Raw genomic sequence first — 20,275 nt, forward strand, 5'->3', positions numbered from 1 at the left:
GTTAGTGTTCCTCCATTGGTTTTAATTGACTGGCATTTGGAATTGTTGGTGCTTCAAGTGTTTGCTCTGCAATCTGACGTTGTTTGTATTCCGAAATGTGCTCACCTTGCAATGTTGGTTTAGAAATCACATTTGGAATCAACAGCGCATTATGATCTTCTACTTCACCACCATATTTCGTTTCTGGCAAATAGCTAGGATCATAAGGTTGTACGCTAATAGGGCGACCTTGATCATCAAGTTTTAATATTGCTTCATTATAAAGTGCATGATTTTGAATTTGCTGTGCAGTCGCAGTCATATAATTTTGTACTGGGGCAGCAAAAACGACATAACTCATCAAGCCGAATAAAATGACATAAATCACGGTGTCATTACGATTAGGTGCTTTTTCAGGTAAATCTTGATAAGTAACAAATGCTGCTTCATCAGGATTGTCTTCAGGTGAGGTCGCTCGCCAGAACAGAATAAAACCTACACGTGTTAATGCGATGATACTCAGTAAGCTGACAACTAGAATCACAGCAATAATCCAACCTTGATAAGCTGTTTCAGCTGTTGCTTGAAGAATAAAGACTTTACCTAAAAAACCGCTAAACGGAGGTAATCCAGCCATCATAAGTGCGATGGTGAAATAGGTAAATGCAGCTGCTTTTTCTTGCTTTATTTTTGGTGCGATTTTTAAATGATCTTTAAACTCGCCACGTTGTGAAGTCATCCAGCCACAGAATAGATAAAATGCTGCAGCGATTAATGTACTATGCACTAAATAATAAAGACCTGCTGCCCAAGCTTGGGTGTTTAGCATAGCGATCGCAATCAGTAATGTTCCAATTGACGATAGCACCATAAACCCAACAAAACGACGTAAGCGATCTGCTCCAAGTGCACCAATTACACCATATAGAGATGTAATTAATCCAATAACCAGTAAGACATGCTTTAAGATGTCTTTTGCCATTGCGTCATCGAATACCGTTCCATTGACACGTAATATGGCATAGATACCTACTTTGGTCATGATTGTGAAAATCGCTGCAACAGGCGTGCTCGCTACAGCATATGTTTTCGGTAGCCAAAAACCCACGGGCAACATTGCGGCTTTGATACCAAAGACAACGAATAACAAAAAACCACCAGCAATTGCGAGTTTGTGCTGATCATTGTCTAGGGTAGGGACAAGACGGCTGACATCAGCCATGTTTAAACTACCGACGCTGCCATAGATCATGCCTAAACCGATGAGGAAAAGCGCCGAGGCAAGTAAATTAATCGTGACGTAATGAACGCCAAGTTGAAAGCGAGGACGACCTTGACCATGCAGTAATAATACGTACGATGCCATCAACAAGATTTCAAAAAATACGAATAGGTTGAACAAATCACCTGTTAAGAATGCACCAGATAATCCCATGAGTAGGAAGTGGAACATTGCATGGAAATAGCGACCACGAGTATCCCAATTATCACTGGCATACCAAAGTACAGGGAGCGCCAAACCATAAGTTAATACCAGCATAAAAGCTGAAAGTCGATCTAAGACTAAAACAATACCAAAAGGTGCAGACCACTCACTGAGTTGATAAACCGTTATCTGACCTGTGCTCGCTAACAGTAAATAGCTCACTGCAGTAATCAGCCCCAAAGTGACTGAACCTAAACTAATACTCCGTCGCCATGGTTGACGCCAATCTTGTTTTAAAGAACCAGAACCAGGATTTCCTAAAATTAATAGAAGGAAACTTGTAAATGCAGGAATTAAAATACTAAAAATTGGAGCGTGACTTAGCCAAAAATTTGAAAAATTGAACATTATGGCTCATCCTCGCGTGGGTCATATGTCAAGGTTGGTTCCTCTTTGGAGTCAACATGATCCGTACCAGACTCATAACGACTGCGTAACGCCAATTGCACAATAAATGCGGTTGTTGCAAAACCAATTACAATTGCTGTCAAAACTAATGCTTGAGGAAGTGGGTCGGTTACTTTGGTTGCTTCAGTTAAAATAGCAGGCGCGTTGACTTGTAAGCGGCCCATTGCAAATAAAAATAAATTCACTGCATAACCAATCATGGCAAGTCCAAGAACGACAGGAAATGTCCTTGCACGCAAAATCAAATAAATGCCTGTTGCAGTCAGTAATCCAATTCCCGATGCGAGTAAAAATTCAATACTTACCATTTTATTTATCTCCACTTGGGATTGGACCCGACATACTTGAGTGGCGAGAGTCACCTAAAACTGAAATTAACAGCATCGTGGCACCCACAACAGTGATGTATACGCCTAAATCAAATGCAGCCGCTGAAGCTAAATGCATTTTGCCTAGAAGCGGAGGCTCAACATAAATATGAGCACTGGTCAAGAATGGACGTGCCCAATACCACGCGGCAATCCCTGTTAAACCTGCAATCGTGAGTCCAGAACCAATCCATACCTCATAAAGGCGACCAGATTTAGCTTTGATCATTTGTTCTGCCTGATCTTGACCTAAAACGATATATTGAATAATCAATGCCATCGAAGTAATCAATCCTGCAATAAAACCACCACCAGGATAGTTATGACCACGCAAGAAAATATAAACACTAACCACTAGTGCGAGAGGAAGTACCCACGAAGCAGTAATACGTAACATTAACGGTGACGGATTAAAACGATAGCTAAGACCTTGCGTCATGGTCGTACCATGAGCACGCATACCATCCATTAGACATAGGGCACCGATTGCAGCAATACCAAGTACTGCAATTTCCCCAAAAGTATCGAATCCACGGAAATCAACGAGGATCACGTTGACAACATTTGAGCCACCGCCTAATGGAATTGACTGTTGCAAGAAGAACCAAGAGATAGAATTATGGTCTCTGGTTAGGATTAACCATGTAATCCAACCGATGCCAAAACCTCCAGCAATTGCCAAGCTTGCATCACGCCAACGACGAGGACGACTTGATTCGTATGGCGTTAATTGCGGAAGTAATGATAGGCTCATGAGAAGCAATACAGTGGTGACAACATCAACTGTGATCTGAGTTAATGCAAGATCTGGAGCAGATAAAGTCACGAAAACCATAGTCACGACTAAACCAACGGCTCCGCTGATTAACACTGCCTTGATACGTTCATGATGGAACCACAGCATCATCCAACATGCTGAGAATAGAGTAAGCCAAAGAACGATTGCGATCCAAGGTGCATGTGTAAGTTCTCTAGTACCAGTGGTTAAGCCTTGATTGAACAAAGGTAAGGCGACCATGATGATGCTGAACAAAACGATCCAGAGCAAATAGCTTTGTAATGAACCATTTTCAGTTTTTTGCTTAAGTTTGCGGCTATTCAATAATAAATGTTTAAGGAATAACTCGAATAAAATCTTTCCTTGAAACTTGCCTAAATACGGATCTAAATCGATTTTACGAATGCGACCATCTTTGGCGAGGCTAAAATAGAAAATTGCCCCGCCAATTAATGCAACCACACTCATTAGCAATGGAGCATTAATACCGTGCCAAATCGCGAGATGTGTCCCTTCAAAATTTGGTTGCATGAGACTGGCACGTGTCACGCTGTTGACCATCGTACCTGCAAGAAGGGCAGGGAAAATACCGACTAAAATACATAAAGTCGCAAGAAAAATTGCAGGTAAACGCATACCTAAAGGTGGTTCATGCGCATCTTTATTTGGCACTTGATTTCCAAGCTCGCCGTCGAAGAACACCCCGTGAACTAGGCGAATCGAGTAACTGACTGCAAATATGCCGGCCAAAGTTGCAACGATAGCTGAAATGACCAGCACGGGTCCTGACAAATTAGCGAGCAATTCGGTAAAGAACATTTCTTTGGAAATAAAACCATTGGTCAGTGGAACTCCTGCCATTGAGGCAGCTGTGATCATAGTTAATGTGCCAGTGAACGGTAATAATTGCCAAAGACCACTAAGCTTGCGTAAATCTCGCGTGCCGCTTTCATGATCAATAATGCCAGCTAGCATAAACAATGCAGCTTTGAAGGTGGCATGGTTAATGATATGGAAGATTGCGGCTGCTACAGCAAGAGGAGAACCAATACCAAGTAAACAAACAATTAAACCCAAGTGACTAATTGTTGAATAAGCCAATAAACCTTTGAGATCCTCTTTGAAAATCGCGAAACCTGCTGCCATACACAAGGTAAACAGACCAACAAAAGTTACGATATTGTGATAAAGCGCAGCACCAATAAAAATAGGTGCTAAACGAGCAAGTAGAAAAATACCTGCTTTTACCATAGTCGCTGAATGTAGATATGCAGAAACAGGCGTTGGTGCAGCCATCGCATTCGGTAACCAAAAGTGGAATGGAAACTGGGCACTTTTGGTAAATGCACCTAATAAAATTAATAATAGTGTCGGAACGAATAAGGCATGTTGTTGAATTTCATTTTTCATCAACACCAGTTGATCGATTTGATAGGTCCCGGTAATTTGCCCCAAAAGAACAAATCCGCCTAGCATCGCTAATCCACCCATCCCCGTAATGGTGAGTGCCATACGTGCGCCACGTTGAGCAGCATCGTACTGACTCCAGTAACCCACTAAAAGAAATGATGAAATACTGGTAAGCTCCCAAAAAACTAAGAGGATCATCAAGTTGTTTGAGAGTGAAATCCCGAGCATCGCTGCCATGAACAACATCAAAAGTTGATACAGTTTAGCTAACGAATTTTTAGGACTTAAATAATAATAGGCATAAATATAAATAAGTGTACCGATACCGCTAATCAGTAAACTAAACAATAAACCTAAAGCATCTAAACGAAAGCTTAGATTGATCCCAAATTGCGGAAGCCAGTCCCAGCTTTGTACGAGCGGTGTGCCCTGAAGAACCGTTTCTGCTTGAGTTAGCAGTAATAAAAAACAACTCAGGCTAATGCCTATCGCCCCTAGTGCCGTCACACCACGTGAAAAACGTTGCAGCTGTGAGACAAGGGTGGTGCCGAGTATAAGCGGTAATAAGATAATAATCGGTAGCACACTGGTATCCATGTCGATGATTTAGATCAAAGGACCTAAGGGTGAATTTTCTTCCAAGATTCACAGGCATTCAAAGAGATTGCCAAAGTTTCAAATCTCGAAACCCAATCAAGTTAACGGAGGCAGCAAGTTGTATTGCACAACTTGAAAATAAAAAATGAGTTTTATCTTACTATAAAACATCAATAAAAACCCGATGGTATTACATGAAGTAACAACATTCTAGCAACTCAAAAGCCAAAAATCGTTCACCAAAACAATCAATTAAAGTGAAGTCTCTTGAGGGGTATCATCTATTTTTAACAGATTGAATAAATCAGTTTTTTCTTGTGGATTAAGTTCCAGTATTTGATGAAATAACTCATCCACTTTACTTACAAGGGTTTCTGTTTCTAACAAATTATGCGTTTGAGCAACGTTAGTTCCTTCACTCCATACCAGTTGATTATAAAGTTGCGAGAGTTGGTTTTGAGATTGTGCAAGATTGATTTCGTAGATTTCGTTGGCATCCAAACGTAAACATTGATAATCAAGCGCATGTTCTAAAAGCTCATCTCGGTTGCCTGTTACGATGATTTGTAGTCTAGGGAATGCAAGATGTAGTCGCTGTAGAATTTCTGCTGAGAAGTTTTGATCGAGTTGATGATCAACCTGATCAATTAATAAAATCCCATCACCTTCTAAGCATGGATCGAAGCAATGTTGGTTAAGTAAACATAAGCGACGTGTCACATCACCGATCAGTGCGATCCATGTTTTGAGGGAGGCTGATAATTGTTGAAATGGAATGAGTTGCTCTTTGTAGCGCACCATCAATTGCAGTTTTGGTACATATTGTATAAATAAATCAGTAACTTCTGGAAAAACTGTATGTAGACTTTTTTTCAGAGCATATAAGTTTGGTGCAGATAGTTGTTTGGGATGATTAGCAAGTTCTTGTTGAAGCTGCTGTAAAATTTCAGACTGATTTTGTTGTTTGAAATCATTCCCCATTAAGCGTCGAACAATATGAGCTGAGTGCGCATTTTCCACGTCACTGATTTCTCGTAACCATTCAAAAAAACGGGCAAAGGTTGTGTAGGGGAGTGCTGTTAAATCATATGCCGCAATTTCTTGCAGAATACCTGGAACATTTTTGCTTTGTAGATTGACTTCTTGGACGAAACGTTCTGCAGGGTAGTAAGCAATCAGGGGTAAACCAAATAAAGGGTCTTGCAGGCTGGTTTTCTGATAAAGATTCACCACTTGATCTAGCTGTTGAGTTTCAACCTGACTGATACCAACGCCTTGACTATTAAATGTTTTAAATAATTTCCATGAGCAACTATGCGTATCTGTTTCTAGAGCAGAACTACTTTCAGCAAGAGCACCATTTAACTCAGAACTGATTCTAACGTTGACTTGAACTTTTGCTTGAAGTCGAGTCAGCATAATATCTTGATCAGAGATCACTACGCCTGCGGTTCGAATATCTTTGAAACGTGCTGAAAACCAAGTCAGGGCTTGGTAAATATTTTTTAAAACTGTGGTTTTGCCTGTCGCCTGATCCCCAAGGATTAAGGTAATTGGGCGTTGTGCAGGGTGAAATTCAACAGTTAAATCTCGGAACATTCCGACATGTTTAAATTGAACCGACTCGAGTTGCATAAGCTCACCTCAATCCTGAGCGCTTTATCCTGCGGACTGGCGAAGAGTTGAGGGAGCGCATCGTTTTAATTGTTGTATTAAGTCATATAGATGATGAATATTTAGACTTACTTTAGCACGTGTACACGCAACGTAAAGTAATCTCAGCTCTTCATCTGTAATTTTATGTTCCAAGCCATTTATTTTAAATTGATAGTCATCTTCGATTTGCACGCGATTCCACTCTAAGCCTTTAGCTTTATGAGCGGTTGAAATGACATAATCAGCTTGTTCAATCGGGGTGATTTTAGCTAAAGCGCGTTTGAGTGGCTCAGTCCCATGATCATCAACTAATTTCACTAAGGGTTTGATATCACTGCCATCATTCGTTTCACAGTATTCATGTACATCATGCCATGAGTTAAACCAAGCAAGCTCTGGTACATCGGTGATGCGTTTACCTTGTTTGAGTAAACTGGCAGCATCAACAAAACGACTCAGTTTTTGGTGATCAGCTTGTAAGCTGACTTTATCACCATGGACTAAACCTGAAAGTAATAACTCCATCGCTCGTGCATTCGTCCGACATAGAATCGCATCGCGCATTTTGGTGTGCGGTTTGTTGACGACATTGGACTTAACATTTGGATTGCCGAGTAAAGGGACAGTTTCATTCAACGCACCTAGTATGGAGTTCGCCACATCAGCAATCGCATCACCAAAACGGAATGAAGTCGTCAAGCGACTTTCATGTAAGGGCATTTGCTGCATTGCATTGACTGCACCACGCCATGCATAAATCTGCTGATGTGCATCACCTACATAAATCACTTGGGTGCTTTTTTGACGAAGTAATATGCCAAGCATCAGAGGATCTGCATCTTGTGCTTCATCAAACAAGACATAATCTGTTGGAATATTGGGTTCTGATAAAGCCCATAATTTCAAATAAATGTCATGCCCAATACCTGCTTGATGATTTGGATCAATCGATTCTAACCAACGTCTTTCTACTGCAGGGTAAAGGTGTTGTTGTAACGACTCAATATCATCTTGGTGCAACCAGCTAGGTGCTTGAATATGACGAGGCGCAGGATATTGCGAACTTGTCGAGCAAAAATAACTGACCGCATTTGCCACTAAACTCGCAAGTCGACTAGGCATCAGTACATATTTTTCATAACGTCCACCCATAAGACGACGCAATGTAATTGGCTCAAGACGATATTCTTTAGCGATAAAACTTGGGCTTAAACGTGGTAAGCGTAATTTATCAGTCACGCCACGAGGCACGCTGCGAAAAGCAAGTGAGTGAAAGGTTCTGCAATTCACATTGCCATGAAATTTATTTTGCGCTTCAGATGCGATGGCTTTGTTAAATGCCAAATACATACCACGCCGTTCAGGCATGGCATCACTAATCATTTGTAATGTCGTGGTTTTACCTGTGCCAGCATACGCAATCACTTTAAATGATTGTCCTAAACGAGCATTATCTATGGCAATCGCTTGCTCGTAGGTAGCTTTGGGTTTCTCGTGATTTGACACAGGCTCTAATTACGCTTCTTTGCTACGATTTGCTTTTTCAACCAAACCAGATAGACCTTGACGGCGAGCAAGTTCATCTAAAACTTCTTGCGGATCAAGATCGAAATAGCCCAACATGACAATACTGTGGAACCATAAATCGGCAACTTCATAAATGAGGTCATGTTTGTTTTCGAGAGAGGCGAGTGCGGCATAATCTTTAGCTGCAATAATGCTTTCAATACTTTCTTCACCGACTTTCTCTAGAATTTTATTGATGCCTTTTTTGTAGAGGCTCGCAATATAAGAACTATCTGCGGCAGCATTTTTACGCTCTTGCATCAAGCGACCTAAATACGCAAGTACATCGACTTGTTCACTGTGGTTATGCTCGTGAGTTTCTACTTTCGCTGATGCGCCATAAATCGCCGTTGGATCTTTCAGCTGAGCATCTACAATCTCCCAACCTTGAGGGGTCAGTTTGCGATAGAAACAAGATTCACGACCTGTATGACAAGCAATACCACCATGTTGTTCAATTTGTAGAATAATAACGTCAGCATCGCAATCTAGACGGATTTCATACACTGTTTGGAAGTGTCCAGATTCTTCGCCTTTGTGCCATAATTTTTGACGTGAACGTGAGTAATACACCGCTTGATTCTTTTCAGCCGTCAGTTGTAATGCTTCACGGTTCATCCATGCAACCATTAACACTCGACCAGTTTGATGATGTTGTGCAATGGCAGGAACAAGACCATTGGAATCAAATTTAACTTCATCTAACCAGTTTGACATGAGTGAAAAATCCATTGAGTGGAAAGCCGTTAGTGTAGCGTTTGTGGCTTAGGTTGGCTATGCTTGTTGGGTAAAAAGTCATGGATCAGGCTTTAAAGGTAGTTTGAGATTTCAATCAAGTTCTGATCTGGATCACGAAAATAAATCGAAAGGGTTTTTCCCATCGCACCTGTTCTTTCGATTGGACCTTCAATGATTTTAATGTGCTGTGCCTGAAGGTGCGCAATCACTTCATGGAGTGGTGTTTCCGCAATAAAACATAAATCGGCCGATCCTGCGGTTGGACGATATGCTTTAGGTTCAAATTCTTTACCAGCTTGATGTAGATTGATTTTTTGATTGCCGAATTGCAGGGCTTTTCGGTTTTCGGCAAAAGTAATGACTTCAAAATTCAGGGCTGATTGATAAAACTGACAGGTGATTTCAATATTAGCAACGGTCAAAACAAAATGGTCTAAATGGCTAATTTTCATATTTAATTTAACTCTCTTTATTTTTTTATTCACATTCAGGTAAGGATTGATTGTTTGTAATCAAACGATTTTCATGGTGTTGATACTCAGCAATTTGCTGATAACTCATTTGTTGAAGAGGTCCTTTTTTTAAGCCTGAAATGGTGATTGCCATTTCTTTACGAAAATAGGGGATTTGATACATCCACGGGAAAATTAAGTCACGTAAACTACCTGCCCACCAGTGATTGGATTGATAAAGAGGTGTCAGTAAACGGCTGAGAAATTGATAGAACTGAGTCGAGGAGCGGCGATGTTGATGATAGTGTTGCCATAATATCGACCAATCAATGTGCTGATTCTTCCGAGCGAGGCGCAATGATTGCGAAAAAGCCCATGCATCTAACAGTGCCATATTGGCGCCTTGTCCCAACTGAGGGCTCATGGCATGTGCTGCATCACCGATGACCCCGATTCGACCTTGACCAAATTTTGACATCACCACATCACGATATTGAGCTGATAACCATTGCGGTTGATTTTGCTGGTCTAATAAAAGTTGACTGAACCACTCAGCCACATCTGGCCAGCGATCTGAAACTTGTTTTAGCCATAGCTGCTTTGCAGATTCATCTTTTAAGAAAGATTGCAGTTGCGATGTTGGTAAACTCCAAAACACACTTGAAAGCCGTTGTTGTGGTGCTGCAGGAATAGCTCCTGTCGGTAATATTCCCATCATAATGTTAGAGCGATCATAAAATTGATGCAGAATCTCAGGATTCAAGCTTAAGCATTCAGGCACGATTGTCCATGCAGCTCCCCAAGGATAGGGTTGATCGATTTTAACCCATGCTTTAGGGCGAAGTTGGCTTCTTGCACCGTTGGCAATCAGTACCGCATCAAAACAATCATCGAAGAATTGGTGTTTGCATGAGCCAAAGATTCGAACTTCACTTTGTAGTTCCTCAAGTCCGTCGATACGATGTCCCATTCTCCAAGTGACATGACTCGAATATTCAGCCAATTTTTCAGTTAAGACGTGACATAAGGTGGCACGATGAATACCAAGACCAAAATGATGAGCCTCAGCTTGGTGGTAATGACTATTCACCAATAGACGTTTATCTGCAAGTTGACCTTCTAAACCCGTGACTTTTGCACCTAATTTCAATGCTTGATCAAGTACTCCAAGATGTTCGAAAACAGCTAAGCCAGCAGGTTGTAAAAGTAAACCAGCACCAACAGGAGAGAGTTCATCAACGTGTTCAAAGATCGTGACTTGATGACCTTCGCGTGCAAGTAGAATCGCGGTGGCGAGTCCTGCAGTGCCTGCACCAATAATTGCAAAATGAGGTGTTTTCATTATTTTTTCTTTTAAAGTATTTGTATATTGATCTAGTCCTGATCTTAACTGATATCTATATTTTGAAAAAGATTAAAAAACTGACTTATAAAAAAGCCCTTGTATGTACAAGGGCTTTGGAACTTATTTCACAATCCGCCACAGTGCCAAAAGGCTACTTAAGACGATCAGAATGATCGAAACAAACCAAGGGCTTATAATTGCGATCGTTAACATAATCAACATCGTACTGCCAAACATCCAGCTACGACGTTGTTGCTGTTGCATTTGCAAACGCATTTGTTGTATTTCGCGCAGTTGTTTGTCTTGCCATGCCGACTGGTTTTTTAAACCATTCAAACTATCAATGAGTAAAGTTGGTAAATCCTGAGCACCCAAAAGTAAGTCTGGGATTTGTTGTCCAATCTCTTTGATATTTTTAACTGGGTTCATATTGGCTTTGACCCATTCAGTCAAAATCGGTTTTGCCAATTTCCAAATATCAAGTTGAGGGTAAAGATCAGTTCCTAAGCCCTCTACATGGACTAAGGTTTTCAACAACAACATCAGTTGCGGTGGGATTTCTAAATGGAATCGACGCGCAATATCCATGACTTGAATCAAAATACCTGCGAAATCTAATTGATCCATTGGTTTTGAGACCATTGGGCCTACAGTGCGGCGCATCTCACGAGATAAAGCATCTTGGTCAGTACCAGGTGGAATCCAACCTGCTTGATGTACGATCTGAATCAGTTGCATGAAGTTACTGTTCATGACAGCAAGTAACATACGCGCTACGGTCATTTGGTCATGTTTTGACAACTCACCCATAATGGCGCAGTCCAACGCGATAAAGCGTGGGTTACTTGGGTTAATTGTTTCCACAAACACATTACCAGGATGCATGTCAGCGTGGAAAAAGTTGTCACGGAATACTTGGGTGAAGAAAATTGTTAAACCTTTTTCAGCCAAATCAGCACGATCCATGCCTAGACGATCAAAAGTTGCGGTATCTGAAATTGGAACACCAGTGATGCGTTCTGCGACCATCACATCTTTACTGTCCATGTAGACTTCTGGCACATACATCATGCTTGAGCCAGTAAAGTAATGACGCATGCGGCGAGTGTTGTCTGCTTCTAGACTTAGATCAAGTTCATTTAAGATAATTTGGCGATAATCTTGAATGATTTCAGATAAGTGCAGCGCACGCGCAGCTTCTAAACGGTTTTCTAGCCAATCGCCCAACCATGCCAAAATCTCAAAGTCTTGCAAAATTTGACTGCGAATATCAGGACGAGTGACTTTAACGATTACTTCACGTCCATCGTGCAAAGCCGCAGTATGGACTTGTGCAATCGATGCAGCCGCAAGCGGTTGTTCATCAAAACGTAGAAATAGTGTTGAAATATCTGCTTTTAATGAGTCTTGAATGCGCTGTTTCGCCAATTGTGTGTCATAAGGTTTTACACGATCTTGTAATAAAACCAATTGTGATAACACTTCAGGCGGGATCAAATCTCGGCGAGTCGAAAGCAATTGCCCAAGTTTAATGGCCAAAGGCCCCATATCCTCAAGGGCTTCTTTTAACTTGAGTGGATTCTTTTTCTCACGACTTGACCACGCCGCAGGATGCATTTTGATGATGTTTAATGCATGACGTGCTTTAACTGGTAACTCTTCCGCAGGAAACAAGGTGTCAAGGCGGTAATGTGCTGCAATACGCCAGAGTTCGAGTAACCGTGTAATATGCGGAATCATATGGAATTTTACCTAGTCTTGTGTGGGATTAAACTGAGATTTTAATTGCTGAAATTTTGCTTCTAAGCGATCAATTTCTTGATTGAGCTGACGAGTTTCTCGATTCAGATCATCCATTTGCCAACGTGGCGCAAACAAACCACTATCTTCTTTAAGTGTATCTTCGACAAAGAACAAATGACTTTGCAACGAGCGCTTTATTTGCTGAGGCGCAAGCTGAATTTTTCCTAACTCATGTGCGAGTTGTGGACCAATCCAAGGGGATAAATGTGCAGCGAGATCAGGTTCCGCCTGTTGCATGATGCGCTGGATATCTTGCAATAAATGATAATCACCCTGTAAAGGAATATTACCGATTTGATCCATATCACTCAGCAAAAGTCGAATCAGTTCAATCACGTTTGCAACATGTAAGGTTGCAGTGGCATCGGTGATCTTATTTTGATGATCGAAAGGGCGCTGCTCAAAAATAGAAGGAGTTTGACTCTGTCCAGTGACAGTGGGTTCTAGACGAACTTTATTTTCATCAAAGAAAACATCAACTGAGAGTTGTGGACTATCGATCACAACTCGTAATAGTTGACCTTGTAATTGATTCAGTTGGATACGCGTAATCGCATCCAAATCAATCACATGATGAATGATACGTTCGACTGCACCGAGTGCTAAAATCGACCACATATCTTAAGCCTTACAGTTTGAATCCACGGTGAACTGCAACAATACCACCTGTTAAGTTGTGGTAATCACAGCTTTGGAAGCCTGCATTTTCCATCATGCCTTTAAGTGTACGTTGGTCTGGGTGCATACGAATAGATTCGGCAAGGTATTTATAACTTTCAGAATCATTCGCCACCAATTTACCCATCATCGGAAGTGCGGTGAATGAGTAAAAATCGTAGAGTTTTGAAAATGGCTCAAAAACAGGTTTTGAGAACTCAAGTACCAATAAACGACCACCTGGCTTAAGTACGCGATACATCGCTTGTAAAGCCGCATCTTTGTCAGTCACGTTACGTAAACCAAAACTGATCGTCACTAAATCAAAACTATTATCCGCAAAAGGTTCTAATGTTTCTGCATTGGCAAGTACGAAATCAACATTGGTGCAGCCCGCATCAATCAAACGATCACGACCAACATTCAACATAGATTCATTAATATCTGAAAGTACCACATGCCCTTGAGGACCGACTTCACGGCTAAAGACTTTCGCTAAATCACCTGTACCGCCTGCAATATCCAAGACATGCTGCCCACGACGAACGCCTGACATGTTGATCGCAAAGCGTTTCCATAGACGGTGAATACCAAATGACATCAAGTCATTCATGATGTCGTATTTACTCGCAACTGAATGGAAGACTTCAGCAACTTTTTGAGCTTTCTCATCACTGCTAACAGTCTGATAGCCAAAGTGTGTGGTCGCGCCGACATTGCCTGTATTGGCACCACGCGGTAAGTTGTATTTTGGTACAGAGCCACCTGTAGGGGTAGATGCAAGTCCTTGTTGTAATGATTGTTGTTGACCTTGCGGTGTACCTTGCGGAAGCGGTGAACTTAGGAATGGACTGACTTTGTCTGAACTCGGTTTTTGCTCAACTTCTGGGGTAGGCTGTTGGTTTTCGTTAGACATTGTTTTCTCCTAAACTCTCGTTCTAGCGATACGAATCAACATGCATGATGACAGATTTTGTAATTTTTTACAGGGCTTAGCATGTAATTGTTATGAATAATATACAGAAAGTCAGTGACTAAAAAGAGTTTCTAAATCGAAAAATGCTTATGCGTCATCTCTCAATAAAAATTAGCAGAGATGACGCTGATGTTTAAGGGCGAAATGGGTCTGGGTGACCTGCATGAACTTTCTCAACAATTTCACGCTCTTTGTCAGTGAAAGTTTTGATGAAGTTAGCCGCTGATTTCATTGGTTTCATCGCTGCAAAACCTTCTTGAATAAAGTCATACATGCGTTCGAATTGGTATTTATTGGCGATGCCTTTACACATTTTAAATGCAGCGTACATCATGGTTGAACGCATATATTTATCTAATGCGACACCTAACTCATCCAAAAGATGTAATTGCTCATAACGATCTTCGCCTTGATCCAATTTGATGAGCGTTTGACGCATAATCTCATCAGTCAATACAGTGTCAGCGGGGTAATCTTGTAAAAGTTGTACAGCAACTTGCTCATCCAAACGTGTTGCTAAGACAGCTAAGCTAACCGATTTAGTTCCCGTTTTAATTGCATTATCTGGCAATAAACTTTCTGCTTTGTGCGCATATTTCAATAGACGTTCGATCTGCTGTGCCATTGCATCAAAATCTGGTCCACCATACAAACGGTTTAAAAAGTATTGTGCCATCAACTGATTTTCAGGTTGGGCAAAAAACTCTTGGTGTGTGGCAGCAATACGTGCTTTCATCCATGCTTGTACGTCATGTAAACGCTGAGCTAGAACTGGATCTTGATGGTAATTTAAGCTTTGGTATTGTAATAAAAGTTGATCAAATGCAGCGAGTTTTGACATGTTCGAACTCAAAAGAAATAAAACCTTAAAATCATAGGCGTGATGATAACTTAGAACTATGACAGCACAAACCTAAAATCTTTAACAATCGGTCAGTCGAGATATGCACTGAATCTAATCTACATAAACTGTACACGGGATTTGATGCCTTTTTATCAGATTTAACTATACTTATTGTTAATAATTAAACATTTAGAATTAAATATGAGCACACAACAACCGACATTTGAACTACGATCAGAAGAAGAACTTTCTTTGGATTTGATCGAGGCTCAATATGCTTTAAAAGATAGCCAAGATAAAAAAAATGCCAAAAGCGTATTAATCCTTGTCAGCGGGATTGAACTTGCAGGTAAGGGCGAAGCGGTTAAGCAATTACGTGAATGGCTTGATCCTCGTTATCTTAAAGTGAAAGCTGATGCGCCTAAGTTGTTGAGTGCCGATGAAACATTCTGGCAATCCTATACTCGGTTCATTCCTGCTGAAGGGCAAATCGTCGTGATGTTTGGTAATTGGTATAGTGATTTGTTATCTACTGCGATGCATGTTGCGAAGCCTTTGGATGAAACACTGTTTGATGCTTATGTTGAGCAGATGCGATCATTTGAACATGATTTGCAAAACAATAATGTCCATGTCATTAAGGTTTGGTTTGATTTATCTTGGAAATCATTACAAAAACGATTAGACCAAATCGATGCATCTGAGCAGCATTGGCATAAATTGCATGGCTTAGATTGGCGTAATAAAAAACAATACGATACATTGCAGAGTCTCAGCCAACGATTTACGGATGACTGGTATGTGATTGATGGTGAAGATGCAGAGCGACGTGATCAATGTTTTGCTCAATATATTTTGCAGACTTTACAAGAACTCCCTGTTCATCAAACTAAAGTCACTGAGAAGTGGCAACAAGCCAAAGTTCCAAACGAGTTATTAGAACCATCCAAACAAGTTTTGGATAAAGATCAGTATAAGGATGAGCTTAGTAAACTCACCAAAAAGGTGGCTGATGCACTTCGATATGATGACCGTAAAGTGATTGTTGCATTGGAAGGAATGGATGCAGCAGGCAAAGGCGGAGCAATCAAACGGATTGTGAAGAAGCTAGACCCTCGTGAATATGAAATCCATACGATAGGAGCTCCAGAACGGTATGAGCTACGTCGTCCTTATCTTTGGAGATTTTGGAATAAGCTCAATGATGGGGAGAAAATTACGATTTTTGATCGCACATGGTATGGGCGTGTTTTAGTCGAAAGAATTGAGGAATACGCAACTACTGTAGAATGGCAACGTGCTTATGATGAGATTAATCGCTTTGAGCAAAGCTTAGTCGATAGTCAAACCATAGTGGTGAAGATTTGGCTTGCGATCAGTAAAGATGAACAGGCGGTTCGATTTAAAGAAAGGGAAGAAACACCTCATAAACGTTTTAAGATCACTCCTGAAGATTGGCGAAATCGTGAAAAGTGGGATGATTATTTAGACGCTGCGGCAGATATGTTTGAGCGAACGAATACTGACTATGCACCTTGGTATGTGATTGCGACTGATGATAAAAATACAGCAAGAATCGAGGTGTTGAAAGCGATTCTAAAACAACTGAAGGCGGACTAACCGCCTTAGTTATAAGGTAAATTAGGCAACAATCGTACTACGACTTTTTTGCTGAATACGTTTTGCCAAGTTATAGCAATCTTGGATATGTGCTTCAGTGATTTTTCGCATCATAAAATAACCAAGGCTTGCTGCGATCAGTTGACCGCCCAAAGGGATAAATTTGGTTACTTGTTTAGTGGCAATTTTGGTAAAAAAGCCGTTAAAAGACTTTTTCATCGCTGTGCGTGCGACAACGAAACCAGAGAACTCAAAACCACGTTTGCGTAATTCGTCCCAATGGATTTTCTTGGTTTCAGGATCGTAAACACTAATATGTTCAGGGGCTAAACCAAAGCGTGCATTAATATGCGGAATGATTTGCGTCAACATGCCTAAGTCGACAACAACGTCAAAAAATGGAATCGGTACAATTGCTGCACCAGCAGACCAATATGCACGTTTTTTTGTTAATTCTAAACATTCCTCACGGATTTGCTCCAAGTTCAAACTTGGATCTATTGAATCAGGAATTTTTTCGATTTTCATAAAGTTATACCTAATGTCTATCCCTTGATAGTATATTCAATCGTATTGAATGATGAATTTCAAAACAAATTTTTTATTTGATTGTTGGATTAACGTGACATAGTTCGTTGAAGTTGTATAGTGATGATTGTGTACGAATTTGTGCATTCGAATGGTGATTTATTAAAGAGGTTTCTTTAACACATGGGTATTCATGTCATTCAAAGTCAGCGCCTAGATGTATTATTACAAGGGGTGATGGCCTCGATGAATCAGCCGAGTTCGTCACCATTTCAAGTTTTTCAAACGCAGCATTTTATAGTTCCTAGCCCTGCTCAAGAACAATGGCTAACGCAAAAAATTGCTGAGCAGCAAGGCATGTCAGCGAATTACCAATTTCACCAGCGTATTCGTGGTTTTCAATGGTATGCCTATCAACAGGTGCTCGAAAATAAAGAACAAGTCCGTAAAGCCAATATTCCTCGTTTGATTTTAAAATGGCGTATATACCAAGCTTTGCAACCTTTTATTCAGTCTGCACAGATCAGCTTGCTTGAAGATCATCCTTTATATTCGATTGTGCAGCGTATTTATGACAGTGCCGACCAATTACAAGATGGCACAGAGAAGCAGTTAAAAAAGCAAAGTATGCTGTATTGGGTCGCTGAGCAAGTCTCCCATCTTTTTAATAACTACATGATTTATCGCGGAAGTTGCCAACATGGCTGCGTACAGGATTGTAGTTGTGCGAGTAACTGGTTGTCTAAATGGGGGCGTAATCAAGCCCTAGATATTGAAAAGTTAATCTCGACAACAGATCAACAGACGTCTGCGTTTAGTTTGAACCAAATCGAACAGTTAGAGGCTTGGCAGCGTTGGTTGTGGCAGCATTATTTCCATGAGGATTTTGTGGAAATGCAGCGTATTGATACCGATTTTTGGAAACTTTTAGACAATGAGGTTACAAGAACGCAGGCTTTGGCTCAACTTCCCAAGCAGATCATTATATTTACACTATTAGATTTACCACCCAGCCAATTACAGTTTTTACGCCGTTTAGGGCAGTATCTTGATGTGTTGATTTTGCATTTCAACCCGTCACAAGAGTACTGGGCAGACAGTGTCGATCCGCAATGGAAGCAGCGGTACGATCTTGGTGTCAAAGAGCGCTTTATTCTTAAAAATCCAAAGGCGACAGATGCAGAAATAACGGCCTTTTTTGAACAATTCACTTTGTTTTTTAATGCGCAGGCCCGTGAGTCACGTCATCCTTTATTGACTCGACTGGGTAAACAAGCTCGAGATCATTTCTCTCTTTTATCACAACTGGCAACAGGTGAGGAAGGGAAGTGGGTCGATGCCTTTGTGGATCATTTTCCAGAAACTTTATTGGGTAAAGTGCAGTCAGATATTTTCTATCTTGCTGAACCAAAAGCTGAACAGTATCAGTTAGATGAAAATGATCAGTCGATTCAGATTCATGTGTGTCATTCCAGTTTAAGACAACTTGAAGTGCTGAAAGAGCAATTGGTGCATTGGTTATCTGAAGTAGATGACATACCACGCCGTCCGAGCGATGTTTTGGTATTAACGCCTAATTTAACTGAATTAGAACCTTTAATTCGCAGTGTGTTTCCTGCGGTTGCTCATACTCAAGAGGTGTTTTTACCTGTCAAAATTGCTGGAGTGGCACAGCTTGATGCACTCAATGCATGGCGAGCTGTTTTAGGTCGAATGCAATTACCACAAGGGCGTTTTACTCAGGATGATTTTGCAGATTGGTTGAATCTAGCTGCAACTCAACAACGTTATGGTCTTGATTATAGTCAAGCTCAACGCATTTTAGCTTTGTTAAATGATGCAGGCTTCAAGCGTGGCTTGGATGCAGCACATTTACAGCAAAGCTTAAGTGCTAACGATGACGACTATCGCTATAGTTTTAAGTTTGCTTTAGATCGATTAGCACTAGGGATTGCCATCCCAGCTCATGTGATGGTGCAGCAGACTTTAAGTTATGCAGATGTTCAGCCAAGTGACTTTGAGTTGATAGGTTTGTTGATTGAAATTTATCAAGATTTATCAGCTCGACGTGATTGGTGGATTGCACATGAGTTAGGGCAGAGTTTTACTGTAGAAGCTTGGTTGAAAAAGCTAAAGGAAGACATCCACGAGTTTGAACAAGCTGATATTGTTGCCTTGAAAGCAGTACGCGATATTGTCCATAAGCAAGAGCGAATGCTGACTTTGGCGAGCTATTATGATGATGCTGAAACTCAATTACGTCAGATTTCACTGCCTTTGCCTTATATCGTTGATGAAATTCAACGAGCTTTAGAAAGCCAATCTGCACAAGTCGAACCGACAGGGCAAATTACATTTAGCCAAATTGGTCAGATTCGCCCGATTCCTTATCGATTGATTGTGCTTTTGAATTTAGATACGGGTAAGTTCCCTAATCGAGATAGTCATATCCCCTTTGATTTAATGGATGCTCTTCGTCAGCAATTAGGTGATCGTTCTCGACTGGAAGATGATCAAGGTGCATTTTTGGATGCAGTTTTGCTAGCACAAGAGCAGCTTTGGCTATTCTATAATGGTTTTGATGTGAATGATGGTGAGGTACGTGAGCCATCAAGTGTATTGCAGGGGTTTCGAGATCATTTGGGATTGATTATAAAGCCTGATCTCGCTGACTCATTTGCCAATACAGAAACTTCTTGCACGGATGATTATAAAGCTTTGCAAATCCCGTCAAAACTTTATCCACTTTATCATTTGCATCGCTTACAACCTTTTGATCCATTAGGATTTATCGCTGAGCAAAGACATATACGCTATCAAGATCATTGGTTTAAGGTGGCATCCCAGTTGCAGCAGGTTAAGGGTGAACGTCAGGCTTGGGTCAATACAAGTTATCCACTTGAACAGCAAGACATGATCATTCTAGATGCTCATTCATGGATTCAGGACGTGATTTTCCCTGCACGTTTGTATCTTAAAACGCTGGGTATTGAAAATCTAAGTGCTACAGAAATGGTGGATCAGACTGAACCTCTGATGCTCGATGGTCTAGGTAAATACGCGA

General features: G+C 40.8%; 15 protein-coding genes. 2 read left to right on the forward strand and 13 right to left on the reverse strand.

Features of this window, described 5'->3' with window-relative positions; genetic code table 11:
- Window position 1: 1 nt before the first annotated feature.
- The 12 genes from A2003_RS14800 to A2003_RS14855 all read right to left on the reverse strand — a co-directional run bounded on the left by A2003_RS14800 (window position 2) and on the right by A2003_RS14855 (window position 15,060).
- Complete coding sequence (locus A2003_RS14800) at window positions 2-1,813, reverse strand: monovalent cation/H+ antiporter subunit D (protein ID WP_151805440.1); 1,812 nt, start codon at window positions 1,811-1,813, stop codon at window positions 2-4.
- A complete protein-coding gene (locus A2003_RS14805; protein WP_004876507.1) occupies window positions 1,813-2,181 on the reverse strand; it encodes a Na+/H+ antiporter subunit C in 369 nt (122 codons plus the stop codon). The genes A2003_RS14800 and A2003_RS14805 overlap by 1 nt, the downstream gene beginning before the upstream one ends.
- Before the next feature lies 1 nt (window position 2,182).
- Window positions 2,183-5,026, reverse strand: coding sequence for a monovalent cation/H+ antiporter subunit A (locus A2003_RS14810; protein WP_286687571.1), 2,844 nt, complete (start codon window positions 5,024-5,026; stop codon window positions 2,183-2,185).
- A 252-nt stretch (window positions 5,027-5,278) separates the two neighbouring features.
- Window positions 5,279-6,661, reverse strand: a complete 1,383-nt coding sequence (locus A2003_RS14815; RefSeq protein ID WP_262578855.1) for an AAA family ATPase — start codon at window positions 6,659-6,661, stop codon at window positions 5,279-5,281.
- Between the two features lie 24 nt (window positions 6,662-6,685).
- Window positions 6,686-8,188: a UvrD-helicase domain-containing protein gene (locus tag A2003_RS14820; RefSeq protein ID WP_262578854.1), complete on the reverse strand. Its 1,503-nt coding sequence runs from the start codon at window positions 8,186-8,188 to the stop codon at window positions 6,686-6,688.
- 9 nt (window positions 8,189-8,197) lie between these two features.
- Window positions 8,198-8,965 carry a bifunctional phosphoribosyl-AMP cyclohydrolase/phosphoribosyl-ATP diphosphatase HisIE gene (gene hisIE / locus A2003_RS14825; RefSeq protein ID WP_004958631.1) on the reverse strand — a complete coding sequence of 256 codons (768 nt, stop codon included), beginning with the start codon at window positions 8,963-8,965 and terminating at the stop codon, window positions 8,198-8,200.
- A 92-nt stretch (window positions 8,966-9,057) separates the two neighbouring features.
- Window positions 9,058-9,438 (reverse strand): VOC family protein, encoded by a 381-nt coding sequence (locus tag A2003_RS14830; RefSeq protein WP_075316300.1) that lies wholly within the window; start codon window positions 9,436-9,438, stop codon window positions 9,058-9,060.
- A gap of 25 nt (window positions 9,439-9,463) precedes the next feature.
- On the reverse strand, window positions 9,464-10,780 hold the full coding sequence (locus A2003_RS14835) for an FAD-dependent oxidoreductase (protein WP_039047679.1): 1,317 nt from the start codon (window positions 10,778-10,780) through the stop codon (window positions 9,464-9,466).
- A gap of 123 nt (window positions 10,781-10,903) precedes the next feature.
- On the reverse strand, window positions 10,904-12,523 hold the full coding sequence (locus A2003_RS14840; RefSeq protein ID WP_004916803.1) for an ABC1 kinase family protein: 1,620 nt from the start codon (window positions 12,521-12,523) through the stop codon (window positions 10,904-10,906).
- Window positions 12,524-12,535: 12 nt separating this feature from the next.
- Window positions 12,536-13,204, reverse strand: coding sequence for a ubiquinone biosynthesis accessory factor UbiJ (locus A2003_RS14845; protein WP_151805442.1), 669 nt, complete (start codon window positions 13,202-13,204; stop codon window positions 12,536-12,538).
- 10 nt (window positions 13,205-13,214) lie between these two features.
- A complete protein-coding gene (gene ubiE / locus A2003_RS14850; protein ID WP_004916798.1) occupies window positions 13,215-14,159 on the reverse strand; it encodes a bifunctional demethylmenaquinone methyltransferase/2-methoxy-6-polyprenyl-1,4-benzoquinol methylase UbiE in 945 nt (314 codons plus the stop codon).
- Window positions 14,160-14,352: 193 nt separating this feature from the next.
- A complete protein-coding gene (locus A2003_RS14855; protein WP_286687572.1) occupies window positions 14,353-15,060 on the reverse strand; it encodes a DUF8198 family protein in 708 nt (235 codons plus the stop codon).
- Window positions 15,061-15,264: 204 nt separating this feature from the next.
- Here A2003_RS14855 and pap point away from each other — a divergent pair, with 204 nt between their 5' ends.
- The gene (gene pap / locus A2003_RS14860) at window positions 15,265-16,683 is read left to right on the forward strand and encodes a polyphosphate:AMP phosphotransferase (protein WP_004916792.1); all 1,419 of its coding nucleotides are present in this window, start codon (window positions 15,265-15,267) and stop codon (window positions 16,681-16,683) included.
- Between the two features lie 21 nt (window positions 16,684-16,704).
- Here the strand turns inward: pap and A2003_RS14865 are convergent, their stop codons facing one another.
- Window positions 16,705-17,211, reverse strand: coding sequence for a hypothetical protein (locus A2003_RS14865; protein WP_004916789.1), 507 nt, complete (start codon window positions 17,209-17,211; stop codon window positions 16,705-16,707).
- A gap of 183 nt (window positions 17,212-17,394) precedes the next feature.
- On the opposite strand from A2003_RS14865, the gene A2003_RS14870 reads away from it, so the two are divergent.
- Window positions 17,395-20,275: exodeoxyribonuclease V subunit gamma (locus A2003_RS14870; protein ID WP_286687573.1), on the forward strand; the 2,881-nt coding region annotated here is incomplete at its 3' end.

The sequence above is a fragment of the Acinetobacter sp. GWC1_38_13 genome (assembly GCF_001767535.1).
GTDB classification, from domain to species: Bacteria; Pseudomonadota; Gammaproteobacteria; order Pseudomonadales; family Moraxellaceae; genus Acinetobacter; species Acinetobacter junii.